Source organism: Gordonia sp. CPCC 205515, assembly GCF_048537925.1.
Classification (GTDB): Bacteria; Actinomycetota; Actinomycetes; order Mycobacteriales; family Mycobacteriaceae; genus Gordonia.
On the sequence record NZ_JBCLVJ010000020.1, the window covers coordinates 1 to 13,722 of the forward strand.

Below are 13,722 nucleotides of genomic sequence, written 5' to 3' on the forward strand. Positions count from 1 at the left end.
CGGAGAGCGCATGGAACTGCAGCAGCGCTGCCATATGATCCTGACGGCGTTTCGGGTCGGTGATCCGCAGACGGGCGGTCATGAAGTTCGATAGTGTCCGATGCCCCAACCGGCGGTGCGCGTCACGATCAGACACGTCCCCGACCCGACGTAACCCGATCGGATACAACCGTCGGGCGGCATGCTCATGCATCTCCGCGGCGCGGACCACTTCGGCGTCGGAGGCGGGAGTGGTGTCCAGTGCGGCGATCCGGTCGATCGCCGCGTGCAACGCGGCGTAGGCGGCGGTCACCTCCGCGTCTGGGGAGGCACCTCCCGGCACCTCGTTGTCGAACACGTGTTCGATGATAGTCGCTCCGGTGCTGGTCCGCAAGCATTTTTTGGTGGCGGCCCCTTCGACACGCACGGCTCCTCCGTCGCCGGGCTGCTCAGGGAGCGGGGGACGCACGGCTCCTCCGTCGCCGGGCTGCTCAGGGAGCGGGGGACGCACGGCTCCTCCGTCGCAGGGCTGCTCAGGGAGCGGGGGGACGCTCGGCTCGTCGCCAATGAGGGGGGTCTTGCCAGTACCTGGCTCACCACTCACTCCCACCCCGAGCGCATCCAGGCCTACCGTGGCAGTCATGAGCATCCCGACACTGACCCTGAACAACGGCGTAGAGATCCCGGCCCTCGGCTTCGGCGTGTTCCAGACGCCCCCGGACGAGACCCGCGAAGCGGTGGCGGTCGCGCTGCAGACGGGCTACCGGCACATCGACACCGCAGCCGCGTACCTCAACGAACGCGGCGTCGGCGAGGCGCTCGCGCAGGCCGGACTCGCCCGCGACGAGGTGTTCCTCGAGACCAAGGTCTGGGTCACCGACTACGGCTACGACGAGACGCTGCACGCCTTCGACAAGGCGGCAGGCAAACTCGGCGTCGACCAGATCGACCTGCTGATCCTGCACCAGGCGCTGCCGGGTGAGTTCGACCTGACGATCGACGCGTACCGCGCGCTCGAGAAACTGTACGAAGACGGCAAGCTCCGCGCCATCGGCGTCAGCAACTTCATGCCAGAGCACCTGCGTCGACTCCTCGACGCCACCTCGGTGGTCCCGGCGATCAACCAGATCGAGGTGCACCCCTACTTCAAGCAGCCCGAGGCCCTCGCGGCGAACGCTGAGCACGGCATCATCTCGCAGGCGTGGTCGCCGATCGGCGGCATCACCTTCTACCGGGACAGCGGCCACACGTCGGCGCTGGAAAATCCGGTCATCGGTGACATCGCCGGCCGGGTCGGCAAAAGCCCCGCTCAGGTCATGCTGCGGTGGCATCTGCAGCAGGGACGGCAGGCGATCCCGAAGTCGGTCACGCCGTCGCGCATCGCGGAGAACTTCGACATCTTCGACTTCGAACTCACCGACGACGACCTCGCCGCCATCGACGCTCTCGACACCGGAAAGCGCGGCGGTCCGGAACCGGACGTCATCACGCGCGAGCGGTTCGCGCTGACTATCCCGGAGGCATGACCTGCGCCGAAACCATTACGACGTTCATTGTGACGCCGTCCACAGATTCGGTGTACGGTCGTACACACGATTTGGGGGGAGGAGGTCACCGATGAACCTGTTGAAATGGAGCAAGCGCCCGGCTGCCGGGGTGGAGGCCAAGAAGCCCGAGGTCAACATCCTGCGTGGGCTGATCGCGCGGGCCACCACCCCGCTGCTGCCGGACGATTACCTGCACCTGATCAATCCGCTGTGGTCGGCGCGAGAGCTGCGCGGCAAGGTCGAGGCCGTCGAGAAGGAGACCGAGGACTCGGCGACGGTGCTCATCCGCACCGGCTGGGGCTTCCCCGCAAGCTATAAGCCCGGCCAGTACGTCGGCATCGGGCTCGAGCTCGACGGACGCTGGCATTGGCGCTCGTATTCGCTCACCTCGATCGGCAGCACCGACGAGCACCACATCGCCATCACGGTCAAGGCCAACCCCGACGGCTTCCTGTCCACGCACCTGGTCGACGGCATCGCGCCCGGCACGATCATCCGGCTCGCCGCACCCAAGGGCGACTTCCACCTGCCCGAACCCTTGCCGTCGAGCATCCTGTTCCTTACCGCCGGCAGCGGTATCACCCCCGTCATGTCGATGCTGCGCGCGCTTCGCCGACACGATCAGCAGCCCGACATCGTGCACATCCACTCCGCACCCACCCGCGAGGAGACGATCTTCGTCGACGAGCTCGAGAAGCTGCACGACGAGGTGTCAACGTACGATCTTCGCCTCCAATTGACCCGCAGCGGGGGCGGCAAATTCGACATCGCCGGCCTCGACGCCGAGGTGCCCGACTGGCGCGAACGGTCGTGCTGGGCGTGCGGTCCGGTGGCCATGCTCGACACCGTCGAGGAGTATTACGAGAAGGCCGACCTCCGCGACCAATTGCACACCGAACGCTTCGCCATCGCCCGCACCGACGTCGGCGGCGAAGGCGGCACCGTCACCTTCGCCAAGTCCAACAAGACTGCCGACATCGACGGCGCCACAACACTTCTCGAAGCAGGTGAGGAGCTGGGAATCCAGATGCCGTTCGGTTGCCGAATGGGTATCTGCCAGACCTGCGTCGTTCCACTGTCCGGCGGCTACGTCCGTGATCTCCGGTCCGGTGACGAACGGCGCGAGGGGGAACGCATCCAGACGTGTATCAGTACCGTCTCGGGTGAATGCACCATCGATCTATAGGGGGCTTGTCATCGCCATCACCGACATCGACTGCTACGCACATCTGACCGAAGCCGACGTCGAGAACCTCGGCGCCGAACTCGACGCCATCCGCCGCGACATCGAAGAGGAACGCGGCGAAGCCGATGCGCGCTACATCAAGCGCGCCATCACCATTCAGCGCAGCCTCGCGGCGAGCGGGCGAGTGGTGCTGATCTTCAGCAACCGCAAACCGGCCTGGGCGCTCGGCACCGCGCTGCTGGGGTTGGCCAAGATCATCGAGAACATGGAACTCGGCCACAACGTCATGCACGGCCAATGGGACTGGATGAACGATCCGGAGGTCCACTCGTCGGCGTGGGAATGGGACACCACCTGCCCCAGCGTGCAGTGGAAACACTCGCACAACTTCGTCCATCACAAGTACACGAACATCGTCGGGATGGACGACGACGTGGGCTACGGCATCCTGCGGGTCACCCGGGATCAACCGTGGGAATGGTGGAACGTCGGCAACACCTTCTACAACCTGATGCTCGGAACATTCTTCGAATACGGTGTGGCACTTCACCATCTGGAGACCGAGAAGCTGCGGAACAAGGAGAAGACCTATCGGCAGGCGGCCAAGGATCTCAAGATCATCGGACGCAAGGTCGGCAAGCAGGCCGCCAAGGACTACCTCATCTTCCCCGCGCTCTCCGGGCCGCACTGGAAGACGACGATCACCGCGAACTTCACCGCCAACATCATCCGCAACTACTGGGCGTACATGGTGATCTTCTGCGGTCACTTCCCCGATGGTGCGGAGAAGTTCACCGTCGAGGAGTATGAGAAAGAGGATCAGCCGCGGTGGTATCTCCGGCAGATGTTGGGATCAGCCAACTTCCGCGCAGGTCCGCTGATGCGGTTCATGAGCGGCAACCTCAGCCACCAGATCGAGCATCACCTGTTCCCTGACCTGCCGAGCAGTCGGTACGAGGAGATCGGAGTCCGGGTCCGCGAGCTCTGCGACAAGTACGACCTGCCCTACACCACGGGATCGCTGCTGCATCAGTACTCCCAGACCTTCCGCACCATCGCGAAACTCGCCCTGCCCAACGCGCTACTCAAGGCGACCTCCGACGACGCCCCGGAGACCGCGTCGGAGCTCCGGTTCGCGGTGCTCGACGGGATGAAGGAGCACTTCGGTGTGGACCCCGAGACCGGCAAGCGACGTGGACTGCGAACGGCGTTGCGGGAGTTGAAGAACGCGCCGGTGCGGGTGGGGAGGTAGAGCTCCCCACCCGCACCGGACGGGGTCAGCTCGTAAACTCTTCGGCTGCCACTGTCCAAGCGTGAGCCTGCTCGCTCAGGGTGAATCCGAGGCCCGGGCGGTCCGACAGATGCATACGGCCGTCGCGGATTTCGAGGTGCTCGTTGAACAGTGGGTCGAGCCAGTCGAAGTGCTCGACCCACGCGCCGTGCGGGTAGCAGGCCGCGAGGTGCAGGTGGATCTCCATCGCGAAGTGCGGGGCGAGTTGCAGGTGGTTGTGCTCGGCCAACGTTGCCAGTTTGAGGAACTGAGTGATGCCGCCGATTCGCGGTGCGTCGGGTTGGATGATGTCCACTGAACCGGCCTCGATCAAGCGCACATGTTCGCCGACGCTGGCCAACATCTCGCCGGTTGCGATGGAGGTATCCAGGTTCCTGGCGAGTTGAGCATGGCCCTCGGCGTCGTAGGCGTCCAACGGCTCTTCGATCCACACCAGGTTGAAGCTCTCGAAGATACGGCCCATCCTCATGGCAGTCGGCCGGTCCCACTGCTGGTTGGCATCGACCATGAGTGGCACGTCATCGCCAAGATGTTCGCGCACCTTCTCCAGTCGAGCGACATCGGTCTTCCAATCCGGTTGACCGACCTTGATCTTGATACCGCCGATGCCACTTGCGAGGGCGGCGGTGGCATTTTCCAAGACCTGTTCGATCGGTGTATGCAGGAAACCGCCGGAGGTGTTGTAGCACTGCACGGAGTCGCGATGGGAGCCGATCAGTTTGGCGATCGGCAGATTGGCACGCTTGGCCTTGAGGTCCCAGAGTGCGATATCGAACGCCGCGATCGCCTGGGTCGCAACGCCGCTGCGGCCGACCGAGGCGCCCGCCCACACCAGCTTGGTCCAGATCTTCGCGATGTCGTTGGGGTCCTCACCGATCAGCACCGGCGCGATCTCTGTGGCGTGGGCGTACTGAGCCGGTCCACCTGCCCGCTTGGAATAGCTGAAGCCGATTCCCTCTTGGCCTTGTTCGGTGCGGATCTCCGCGAAGAGGAACGCGACCTCGGTCATCGGCTTCTGCCGGCCGGTCAGAACCTTGGCGTCGCTGATCGGCGTCGCGAGCGGCAATGTGATCGACGACAGTTTGACCGAACTGATGCGATCCTGCGTCGCGTCGCCGATGGCCAGCGCTTTGATGGCGGCGTCGGGGGCGGTGAGTGCGCTGGTGGGGCGCGAAGCGGTATTGGCGGTCATGCTCAACTCCTGCGTGGTTCTGTGGGGCGCTCCGGCATACGACACCGGACTTGTTGCTCAGGTCACACGCTACGAGCGTCGTCGATATCCGTCCAACACTTCTTTCGCATGGATCAATACCGGTGGTGAATCGATCAGGTGCGACGTGGGAGCCCCACAACCAGCCTCACAACCAGTGCAAGTAGAGAGTCAATCCGGGATTTGCTGAGCGATACCGATCGCGCATTGATTCATCCCAAAGTTGGCTTGGACTTGAATGCTGAGGCGATTGTAGATTCAGCGATCGTAGATGTGATTCGGACCATATCTGGTCAACAGGCCGAATCCACCCCACACTCATCAGGAGTTCCGCAATGACTATCACCCCGTCTTCAGCGAAGGAGTCGGCTGCCGTGAAAGTGTTGAGAACCGGCAAGGTTCGATACACCATCCTGGCGATGCTGTTCGCCGTCACGGTGATCAACTATGCCGACCGGGCGACGATGTCGATTGCCGGCGACGCGGTCCAGGACCACTTCGGCATCAGCTCGGTGACCCTCGGCTACATTTTCTCCGCATTCGGCTGGTCGTACCTCGTCGCCCAGATCCCGGGCGGTTGGCTGCTGGATCGGTACGGCTCCAAGCGGGTCTACGGCGCCGGTATCCTGCTGTGGTCGGCCTTCACCATGTGCCAGGGCTTCGTCGGCGGATTCAGCATGGGTACTGCCGTGGGATTGCTGTTCCTGCTCCGGCTGCTCGTCGGAATCTCCGAGGCGCCGTCCTTCCCCGGCAACTCGCGCATCGTCGCGGCGTGGTTCCCCACCAAGGAACGCGGCACCGCATCGGCAATCTTCAACTCCGCCCAGTACTTCGCCACCGTGGTCTTCTCGCCCATCATGGGCTGGCTCGTGGTGACCTTCGGCTGGGAACACGTCTTCATCTATATCGGCGCGGTCGGCATCGTGCTCGGCCTGCTGTGGACCAAGGTCATCTACAGCCCGCGCAACCATCCTCGGGTCACCCAGGGGGAACTCGACTACATCGAGGCCGGCGGTGCGCTGGTCGACATGGACCAGAAGTCCGCGGAAGCAAAGGATTCCGGTGTCGACCAGCTGCGCGCCGTCAAGTTGTTGCTCCGCAACCGAATGATGCTCGGCGTGTACTTCGGGCAGTACTTCATCAACTCGATCACCTGGTTCTTCCTGACGTGGTTCCCGGTCTATCTGGTCCAGGAGCGAGGCCTGTCGATTCTGAAGGCCGGCATCGTCGCTTCGCTGCCCGCGATCTGCGGCTTCATCGGAGGCGTGCTGGGCGGCTTCCTGTCCGACTCGCTTCTCCGACGGGGATGGTCGCTGACGAAGGCTCGCAAGGTTCCGATCGTGACCGGCCTGCTGCTGGCGACGGTCATCGTGGGATGCAACTACACCGATGCCTCGTGGTTGGTGATCGCACTCATGTCGGTGTCGTTCTTCGGTAAGGGACTCGGGGCGTTGGGGTGGGCCGTCGTCGCCGACACCGCACCCAAGCAGATCGCCGGACTGTCCGGCGGTGTGTTCAACACCTTCGGCTCGCTCGCCGCGATCACCACCCCGATCGTCATCGGGTACCTGGTCAACACCACCGGTTCGTTCGAACTGGCTCTTGCCTACGTCGGTGCGAGCGCCGTCGCGGCGATCATCTGCTACCTGGTCATCGTCGGACCGATTCGACGTCTCGACCTGGACGAGATGGACGGGCAGGACTCCGCCGAGGCGACGCGCGCAACCACCGAGTAGCGGCGATCGATCCAGCAACCATCACCACATCGACGATTCGGAGAAATCGATGACCGACTCAACCATCCCGATGATCACCGCGATGGCCGTCTATCCGGTTGCCGGACACGACAGCATGCTGCTCAACCTGAGCGGCGCACACGCCCCGTACTTCACCCGCAACATCGTCGTCCTGACCGATTCCGAGGGACGCACCGGAGTGGGCGAGGTACCCGGTGGTGAGGCCATCCGGACCACTCTCGAAGACGCCCGGCCGCTGATCGTCGGCCAGCCGATCGGCCGCTACCACGCGATCCTTGCCGACATGCGAACAACATTCGCCGGTCGGGACAGCGGCGGCCGGGGTGCGCAGACCTTCGACCTCCGGATCACCGTGCACGCTGTCACCGCCGTCGAATCGGCTCTGCTGGATCTGCTCGGTCAGCATCTGGGTGTGCCGGTTGCCGCGCTGCTGGGCGACGGCCAGCAGCGAGATCGGGTGCAGGCGTTGGGCTATCTGTTCTTCGTGGGTGATCGAACCAAGACCGACCTCGCCTACCGCTCGCCCGCCGACGAAGACGCCTCCGCCGACGACTGGATGCGGATCCGTCACCAGGAGGCGCTCACTCCGGATTCCGTGGTGGCGCTCGCCGAAGCGGCCCAGAAACGCTACGGTTTCCAGGATTTCAAGCTCAAGGGCGGCGTGCTCGCGCCGGCTGAGGAAGCAGCTGCCGTGCGCGCACTGGCCGAGCGGTTCCCGTCCGCACGGGTCACCCTCGACCCCAACGGTGGATGGCTGCTCAGTGAGGCCATCGAGATCGCTCGCGGCCTGACCGACGTCCTCGCCTACGCCGAAGACCCGGTCGGACCCGAGGGTGCCTTCTCCGGCCGCGAGGTGATGGCAGAGTTCAAGCGCGCCACCGGATTACCAACGGCCACCAACATGATCGCCACCGACTGGCGGGAAATGGGGCATGCCATCCGCAGCAACGCCGTCGACATCCCGCTCGCCGACCCGCACTTCTGGACGATGAGCGGTTCGGTCCGCGTCGCACAGCTGTGCGACGCCTGGGGTCTCACCTGGGGATCGCACTCCAACAACCACTTCGACGTGTCGCTGGCCATGTTCACCCATGTCGCCGCTGCGGCGCCGGGGCAGATCACCGCGATCGACACGCACTGGATCTGGCAGGACGGCCAACGCCTCACCACCGAGCCGTACACCATCACCGACGGCTACCTCACCGTCCCGGACAAGCCGGGCCTCGGCGTCGAACTCGACATGGAGCAGGTGCAGGCCGCGCACGAGCTCTACCTATCGAAGGGGCTGGGCGCGCGCGACGATGCGGTCGGCATGCAGTTCCTGATCCCCGGCTGGTCCTTCGACAGCAAGAAGCCTGCGTTGTGCCGTAGTTGACGATCTGCTGCGTGACCTGCGCTACCGTGATCCACAGGACGCGGTAGCGCATCGCGTCGTGATACCGAAAGCGAATCGATGTTCTCTCTGTCGCGACTGTCCTGCTTCATCGCCGTGGCCGAGGAACTGCACTTCGGTCGCGCCGCCGAGCGGCTGCACATGACACAACCCCCGCTCAGCCGACAGATCCAGCAGCTCGAACACGAACTGGGTGTGCAGCTCATCGAACGCAGCAGCCGCGCAGTCTCTCTCACCGCGGCCGGAACCGCGTTCCTGCCCGACGCCCGGCGCATCGTCGCACTCGCGGAAAGCGCGGAGCTCACGGTGCGGCGGGTGCCGGCCGGAGATCTGGGGATGGTGAACATCGGCTTCACCGGCGCCTCGGCGCGTGCCGTGCTGCCGAGGCTGATGCAGACGGCACGGGAGAAGCTGCCTGACGTGCAGCTGGTGTTGCGGGAGATGGTGACCTCGGCGCAGGTCGAGGCCCTCGCGGCCGGCGATCTCGACCTCGGTATCGTCCGTCCGCCGGTGTCCCGGCCCGGAATCCACACGCGCCCACTACATCACGAGCGCCTCGTGGCGGCGATGCCGGCCGATCACCCGTTGGCCGAGGTCGAACATCTCGCCATCGAGGACTTCGACGGGCAGCCGGTGATCATGTACTCCCCGGTGGACGCCCGCTACTTCAACGAGTTGCTCATCAGCACGTTCACCGCGGTAGGCGCCTCACCGCGGTACGTGCAGTACGTGACCCAGGTACACACCATGCTGGTGCTGGTGCACTCCGGACTCGGCCTGGCGCTGGTGCCCGAGTCCGCCATGACCATGCATCCCGACGGAGTCGTGTTCAAAGAGGTGACCGCGGTGCGTGACCGGCCGGTCCAGATGAATGTTGCGTGGCGAGCCGACAACACCAATCCCGCGCTGGTCAGATTGATGAAAGACGTTTTGCCGGCGCGGGAGTGGATCTAGCTTCAGGCTCCCTGAGGTGCGAGGCGCTGGCCGAGCCACGAGTGGCTAACGACCACTCCGGTCAGACAGCCGCCCGCACAGGCGGTTTCACCGCTGTTACCGGACACTGCGCGTCGAGCAGGACGCGCTGCACCACACTGCCGGTGAGCAGCTTACCGACGGGGGAGCGGCGCTTCTGGCCGATCACCAGCAGCTCGACGGACTCGTCGTAGGACGCATCGACCAGCTGATCCGCGTGTGACAGGCTGGGATCATTCTGTGCCACAGAGTAGTTGACGTCGTCTGCCGCAGCCGTCGTGCGCGCGTGCTCCAGGTCGACGATGAACTCCGGCGACGTGGCACTGTCGCCGTCGGCGACGACGAGCACGTCGGTGCCCCGCAGTCGCGCCTCGGCGAAGCCGAACGGCAGCGCACCGCGACCTTCGAGGGTGGGCAGGTAACTCAAGACGACGGTCATCGTGCATCCTTTGCGGTCAGAGATCGGTTCGGCGTCACGACCGGGGTGACCAGCTCTCCGGTCTCCAGGTAGGTGTCCAGGTTGCGCAGGGTCAGCTCTTCCATCGCCGCCCGGGTCTCCACGGTGCCGCTCGCCAGATGGGGGAGCAGTACCACGTTGTCCATCTCGATGAGGGCCGCGGGGACGTTCGGCTCGTCGGCGAACACGTCGAGACCCGCTCCCGCCAACCGTCCCGACTGCAGTGCGTCGATGAGCGCATCCTCGTCGATGACGCTTCCTCTCGCGACGTTGATGAGAAAGCCGTTGGGGCCCAACGCGTCCAGTACCTCGCGATCGATGAGCTGTCGGGTGCCGGCACCGCCGGCTGCAGCCACGACCAGGACGTCGACGTCGGCGGCGAGTTCGGCGGGCGAAGCGGCGTAGCGGTACGGGGAGCCGTCGACTACGCGGCGATTGTGGTACGCGATCGAACAACCGAAGGCGGACAGGCGTGCGGCGATCGCCGACCCGATCCGGCCGAGCCCGACGATGCCGACTCGAGCTCCGGATACCCTGCGTGCCAGCGGAACATTGCCCTCGATTGGCCAGCGACCCGCCCGCACGTAGCGATCGGCGGCACTGAAGCCGCGCATCGTGTCCAGGATCAGGCCGAGCGCCGTGTCGGCGACGCAGTCGGTGAGCACATCGGGCGTGTTGCTCACGCCGATACCGAGTTCGGTCGCGAGGTCCACGTCGGTGGTGTCGTAGCCGACGCCGAAGTGCACGATGGCGCCCAGGTTCGGTAACGCGTTCATCAGGTCGGCGTCCACACCCGTTCGGCCGGAGGTGACGACCGCGGTGACTCGCTCGCCGTTCTCCGCCAAGAACGTGGCGCGGTCCGTGCCGGTGGGCAGTGGGGCGGCGCCGTATCCGTCGCTCAACCGCTGCTCGAGCGACGGCTTCAGTGGCCCGACGCGCAGGACCGTGCCAGTGGCGGGTGAAAAGTGTTGTTCAGCAACGGAATTGTCCGCCGATGCGATGGTGGTCAGGCTGGTGCTCATTGGTCCTCCTCGACCGCTCGGACTGCGCACCGAAGTGCTGTGATGGTCACCACGCTAGGCCCGTGCTGAATACCTGTCCAACACGCAAATAACATGGATCGATTCGCTAACGGTATCGATGGCTGATCGGTGATGCCGATCAAGCGCTGCTTCTTCGGAAAACGGACAGGTCAGACATGGTTTTCACCTGTGCGCCGAGGTGGCGACGAGTTCCTCGACGGGACGGAAAATGCACCAAAACCGCTGTTCTCGGCGCTTTTGCGCTGTTGACGTTTGCGCGCCGACGCTCTTAGCGTGTGTCTACCGTCACATGTCATGGTTCCAGCCCCGTAAGTCACTCACCGCGTGAGTCCATCCCGGACTCTTCCTCAATCGGAGGTCCCCATGCCGATCGCGTTCGAGCGATCCCCACGTCGTCGCACAGCCGGCGCGCTCAGCCTTGCTGCAACCGCGATCCTGGCGGTCAGCGGTTGCAGCGTCGCGAATACGACCCAGAGTGAGGCCGCGAATCCCAATACCTTGCGTATCGTCGTACCGACCGAGCCTCCCACGCTCGAGCCGTGCGACGCGTCTCTGACCGCGACCGGCGTGGTCGTCAGATCGAACATCACCGAGCCCCTGATCGAACGCGACCCGAATAGCGGCGATCTACAACCCAAACTCGCGACCGGTTGGACGCAGGTGGAACCGAATCTGTGGCGTCTCACCATGGCGTCCGGTATCAAGTTCAGCAACGGCGCGCCCTTCGACGCCCGCGATGCCGCATTCTCGATCAAGCGGACCTTCAACGGCGCGATCGGTTGTGACGTCAACGGCTATGTGTTCGACGACAGCAAGATCACCGTGAGTGCACCGGACGCCACCACCGTCGAACTTCGCACAGAAACACCAGATCCCATTCTGCCGCTGCGCCTTTCCTTCATCGAAGTTGTCCCGCGCACCACCACCGACAGTGACAAGGTGCGCGAACCAGTCGGTACCGGCCCGTACATGGTCGACTTCTGGGACTCCGGACAACGGATCGCACTCAAACTGAACCCGAACTATCACGGAGCATCACCGGATTACAGTCGAGTGATCTATCAATGGCGTGCCGAGGGCAGCGTTCGCGCAGCGATGATCACCAACGACGAGGCGGACCTCGCGACCTCGCTGGGTCCCGAGGACGGTGCCGGCGACCTGGGCGTGGCCTACACCAACAACGAGACCACTGCGCTGCGCATGCAGGGCACCGACGCGCCGCTCACCGATCGACGCGTGCGAGAGGCCATCGACTACTCCATCGACCGGGACGGCATCGTGAAAGCCCTCTTTCAGGGATTGGGCCGTCCCGCAGCACAATTGGTCGCCCCCGGAGTCGTCGGATACAACGAGCAGTTGACGCCGACCCCCTACGACCTGGCCAAGGCGAAGGAGCTGATCGACGAGGCGCGTGCAGACGGAGTACCGGTCGACCGGACCATCCGATTGATCGGCCGCACCGGACAGTTCCCGAAGATCAACGAGACAGTGGAAGCAATCCAGTACTCGCTCAGCAAGATCGGACTGAACGTCAAGATCGAGATGATGGACACGTCGGGCCAGATGCAGTACCAGATGCGTCCCTTCGTCGCCGGCTCCGGACCGGTTCTCCTGCTGGTTCAACATGGCAACCAAGCCGGTGATACCCAGTTCACCGTCGACCAGTACATGATCAGCGACGGTTACCAGAGCACCTTCGGTGTCGCGGACTACGACAGCGAGATTCGTGCGGCCGAAGCCCTCACCGGCGCTCCTCGTCAAGATGCACTCGCCAAGGTTCTCGCTGATGAACCGGAGAAGGTCCATCAGTACGCCTACATCGCGCACATGCAGGCCGTGCTCGCGAAATCGGCGAAGGTTGCCTACCAGCCCAATTCGGCCACCGGCGACGAGATGCGCCTGGCCGAGATGTCCCATGCCACAGCCCGCAACGACTGAATCCGAGGCGAATCACCATGATCACCTTCCTCCGACGCCGGATGGTCACCAGCCTGATACCGCTGATCATCGTCTTGTTCGGCGTGTTCTTCATGGCCCGACTGACCGGCGACCCCACCAATCTGTATCTACCGGTGTCGGCCACTCCGGAACAGCGCGCCGAGTTCGCCGCCGCGCACGGTCTGGACAAACCGATCTTCCAGCAGATGTTCGACTACCTGTCCGGGGTCCTTCATCTCGACTTCGGTGAATCGCTGAAAACTGGTCAGGAAGCTGCGGGCATGGCGCTCAAGGCATTCCCCGCGACGCTGCAGTTGGCGTTCTTCACTCTGCTCTTCTCGGTCCTGGCGTCGGTCATCATCGGCTGCTGGGCTGCCTACCGGCCGAACTCGCTCGCCGACCGATTCTCCAGCCTGCTCTCGATGACCGCGGCGAGCGTCCCCGACTTCTGGTTCGCCATCACCGGCATCTGGATCTTCGCCGTCGTCCTCGGCTGGTTGCCGACCTCCGGCACCGGCGGCATGCTTGCCTGGGTGTTGCCGATCGCCACATTGATGATCCGACCACTCGGCGTCCTCACCCAGATCGTCCGCGGTGCCATGGTGTCCGCACTGTCGGCGCCCTACGTGAAAGTGGCACGCAGCAAAGGCGCCGGCGACCTGAGGGTCGTCACCCACCACGCACTGCGCAATGCGGCCGCACCCGCCCTGACCGTCGCCGGCGACCTCGCCGTCGGCCTGATCAACGGTGCCGTCGTCGTCGAGGCCATCTTCGGCTGGCCCGGCATCGGCAAGCTGATGATCGACTCGATCATGCAGCGTGACTTCGCCGTCCTGCAGGCGGCGGTGCTACTCACCGCCGTCAGCATCTTCATCCTGAACATCGTGATCGACGCGGGACTCGCGCTGCTCGATCCGCGAGTTCGTGACAAGGCAACGGTCTAAGGAGA

General features: G+C 64.3%; 11 protein-coding genes and 1 pseudogene. 8 read left to right on the forward strand and 4 right to left on the reverse strand.

Annotated elements, in window-relative coordinates:
* Window positions 1-337, reverse strand: a pseudogene (locus AAFP30_RS25490) (HNH endonuclease); the annotation flags it as partial.
* A 283-nt stretch (window positions 338-620) separates the two neighbouring features.
* On the opposite strand from AAFP30_RS25490, the gene AAFP30_RS25495 reads away from it, so the two are divergent.
* From AAFP30_RS25495 to AAFP30_RS25505, 3 genes are all read left to right on the forward strand, one after another.
* Window positions 621-1,505: an aldo/keto reductase gene (locus tag AAFP30_RS25495; RefSeq protein WP_419232844.1), complete on the forward strand. Its 885-nt coding sequence runs from the start codon at window positions 621-623 to the stop codon at window positions 1,503-1,505.
* A gap of 91 nt (window positions 1,506-1,596) precedes the next feature.
* A complete protein-coding gene (locus AAFP30_RS25500; RefSeq protein ID WP_419232845.1) occupies window positions 1,597-2,712 on the forward strand; it encodes a ferredoxin reductase in 1,116 nt (371 codons plus the stop codon).
* Window positions 2,713-2,722: 10 nt separating this feature from the next.
* On the forward strand, window positions 2,723-3,964 hold the full coding sequence (locus tag AAFP30_RS25505; RefSeq protein ID WP_419232956.1) for a fatty acid desaturase family protein: 1,242 nt from the start codon (window positions 2,723-2,725) through the stop codon (window positions 3,962-3,964).
* Between the two features lie 25 nt (window positions 3,965-3,989).
* On the opposite strand, the gene AAFP30_RS25510 is transcribed toward AAFP30_RS25505, so the two are convergent.
* Window positions 3,990-5,195 (reverse strand): L-talarate/galactarate dehydratase, encoded by a 1,206-nt coding sequence (locus tag AAFP30_RS25510; protein ID WP_419232846.1) that lies wholly within the window; start codon window positions 5,193-5,195, stop codon window positions 3,990-3,992.
* A gap of 392 nt (window positions 5,196-5,587) precedes the next feature.
* Here AAFP30_RS25510 and AAFP30_RS25515 point away from each other — a divergent pair, with 392 nt between their 5' ends.
* The 3 genes from AAFP30_RS25515 (at window position 5,588) to AAFP30_RS25525 (ending at window position 9,317) form a co-directional block, all read left to right on the forward strand.
* Window positions 5,588-6,949, forward strand: a complete 1,362-nt coding sequence (locus AAFP30_RS25515) for an MFS transporter (RefSeq protein WP_419232847.1) — start codon at window positions 5,588-5,590, stop codon at window positions 6,947-6,949.
* A 49-nt stretch (window positions 6,950-6,998) separates the two neighbouring features.
* Window positions 6,999-8,345, forward strand: a complete 1,347-nt coding sequence (gene gudD / locus AAFP30_RS25520; RefSeq protein ID WP_419232848.1) for a glucarate dehydratase — start codon at window positions 6,999-7,001, stop codon at window positions 8,343-8,345.
* Window positions 8,346-8,423: 78 nt separating this feature from the next.
* Window positions 8,424-9,317 (forward strand): LysR substrate-binding domain-containing protein, encoded by an 894-nt coding sequence (locus AAFP30_RS25525; RefSeq protein ID WP_419232849.1) that lies wholly within the window; start codon window positions 8,424-8,426, stop codon window positions 9,315-9,317.
* Window positions 9,318-9,378: 61 nt separating this feature from the next.
* On the opposite strand, the gene AAFP30_RS25530 is transcribed toward AAFP30_RS25525, so the two are convergent.
* Together AAFP30_RS25530 and AAFP30_RS25535 are read right to left on the reverse strand one after the other, a co-directional pair.
* Window positions 9,379-9,774 carry a universal stress protein gene (locus AAFP30_RS25530; protein WP_419232850.1) on the reverse strand — a complete coding sequence of 132 codons (396 nt, stop codon included), beginning with the start codon at window positions 9,772-9,774 and terminating at the stop codon, window positions 9,379-9,381.
* Complete coding sequence (locus AAFP30_RS25535) at window positions 9,771-10,814, reverse strand: 2-hydroxyacid dehydrogenase (protein ID WP_419232851.1); 1,044 nt, start codon at window positions 10,812-10,814, stop codon at window positions 9,771-9,773. The genes AAFP30_RS25530 and AAFP30_RS25535 overlap by 4 nt, the downstream gene beginning before the upstream one ends.
* A 384-nt stretch (window positions 10,815-11,198) precedes the next feature.
* On the opposite strand from AAFP30_RS25535, the gene AAFP30_RS25540 reads away from it, so the two are divergent.
* Both AAFP30_RS25540 and AAFP30_RS25545 read left to right on the forward strand, forming a co-directional pair.
* Entirely contained in the window at window positions 11,199-12,773 is a 1,575-nt protein-coding gene (locus AAFP30_RS25540; protein ID WP_419232852.1) for an ABC transporter substrate-binding protein, read from the forward strand.
* 17 nt (window positions 12,774-12,790) lie between these two features.
* Window positions 12,791-13,717: an ABC transporter permease gene (locus tag AAFP30_RS25545; RefSeq protein ID WP_419232853.1), complete on the forward strand. Its 927-nt coding sequence runs from the start codon at window positions 12,791-12,793 to the stop codon at window positions 13,715-13,717.
* Window positions 13,718-13,722 lie beyond the last annotated feature (5 nt).

Excerpts from the sequence above, each read along its gene's own strand:
- AAFP30_RS25495 (WP_419232844.1), top strand. The coding sequence starts at position 621 with ATGAGCATCCCGACACTGACCCTGAACAACGGCGTAGAGATCCCGGCC.
- AAFP30_RS25500 (WP_419232845.1), top strand. The coding sequence starts at position 1,597 with ATGAACCTGTTGAAATGGAGCAAGCGCCCGGCTGCCGGGGTGGAGGCC.
- AAFP30_RS25510 (WP_419232846.1), bottom strand. The coding sequence starts at position 5,195 with ATGACCGCCAATACCGCTTCGCGCCCCACCAGCGCACTCACCGCCCCC.
- gudD (WP_419232848.1), top strand. The coding sequence starts at position 6,999 with ATGACCGACTCAACCATCCCGATGATCACCGCGATGGCCGTCTATCCG.
- AAFP30_RS25525 (WP_419232849.1), top strand. The coding sequence starts at position 8,424 with ATGTTCTCTCTGTCGCGACTGTCCTGCTTCATCGCCGTGGCCGAGGAA.
- AAFP30_RS25530 (WP_419232850.1), bottom strand. The coding sequence starts at position 9,774 with ATGACCGTCGTCTTGAGTTACCTGCCCACCCTCGAAGGTCGCGGTGCG.
- AAFP30_RS25535 (WP_419232851.1), bottom strand. The coding sequence starts at position 10,814 with ATGAGCACCAGCCTGACCACCATCGCATCGGCGGACAATTCCGTTGCT.
- AAFP30_RS25540 (WP_419232852.1), top strand. The coding sequence starts at position 11,199 with ATGCCGATCGCGTTCGAGCGATCCCCACGTCGTCGCACAGCCGGCGCG.
- AAFP30_RS25545 (WP_419232853.1), top strand. The coding sequence starts at position 12,791 with ATGATCACCTTCCTCCGACGCCGGATGGTCACCAGCCTGATACCGCTG.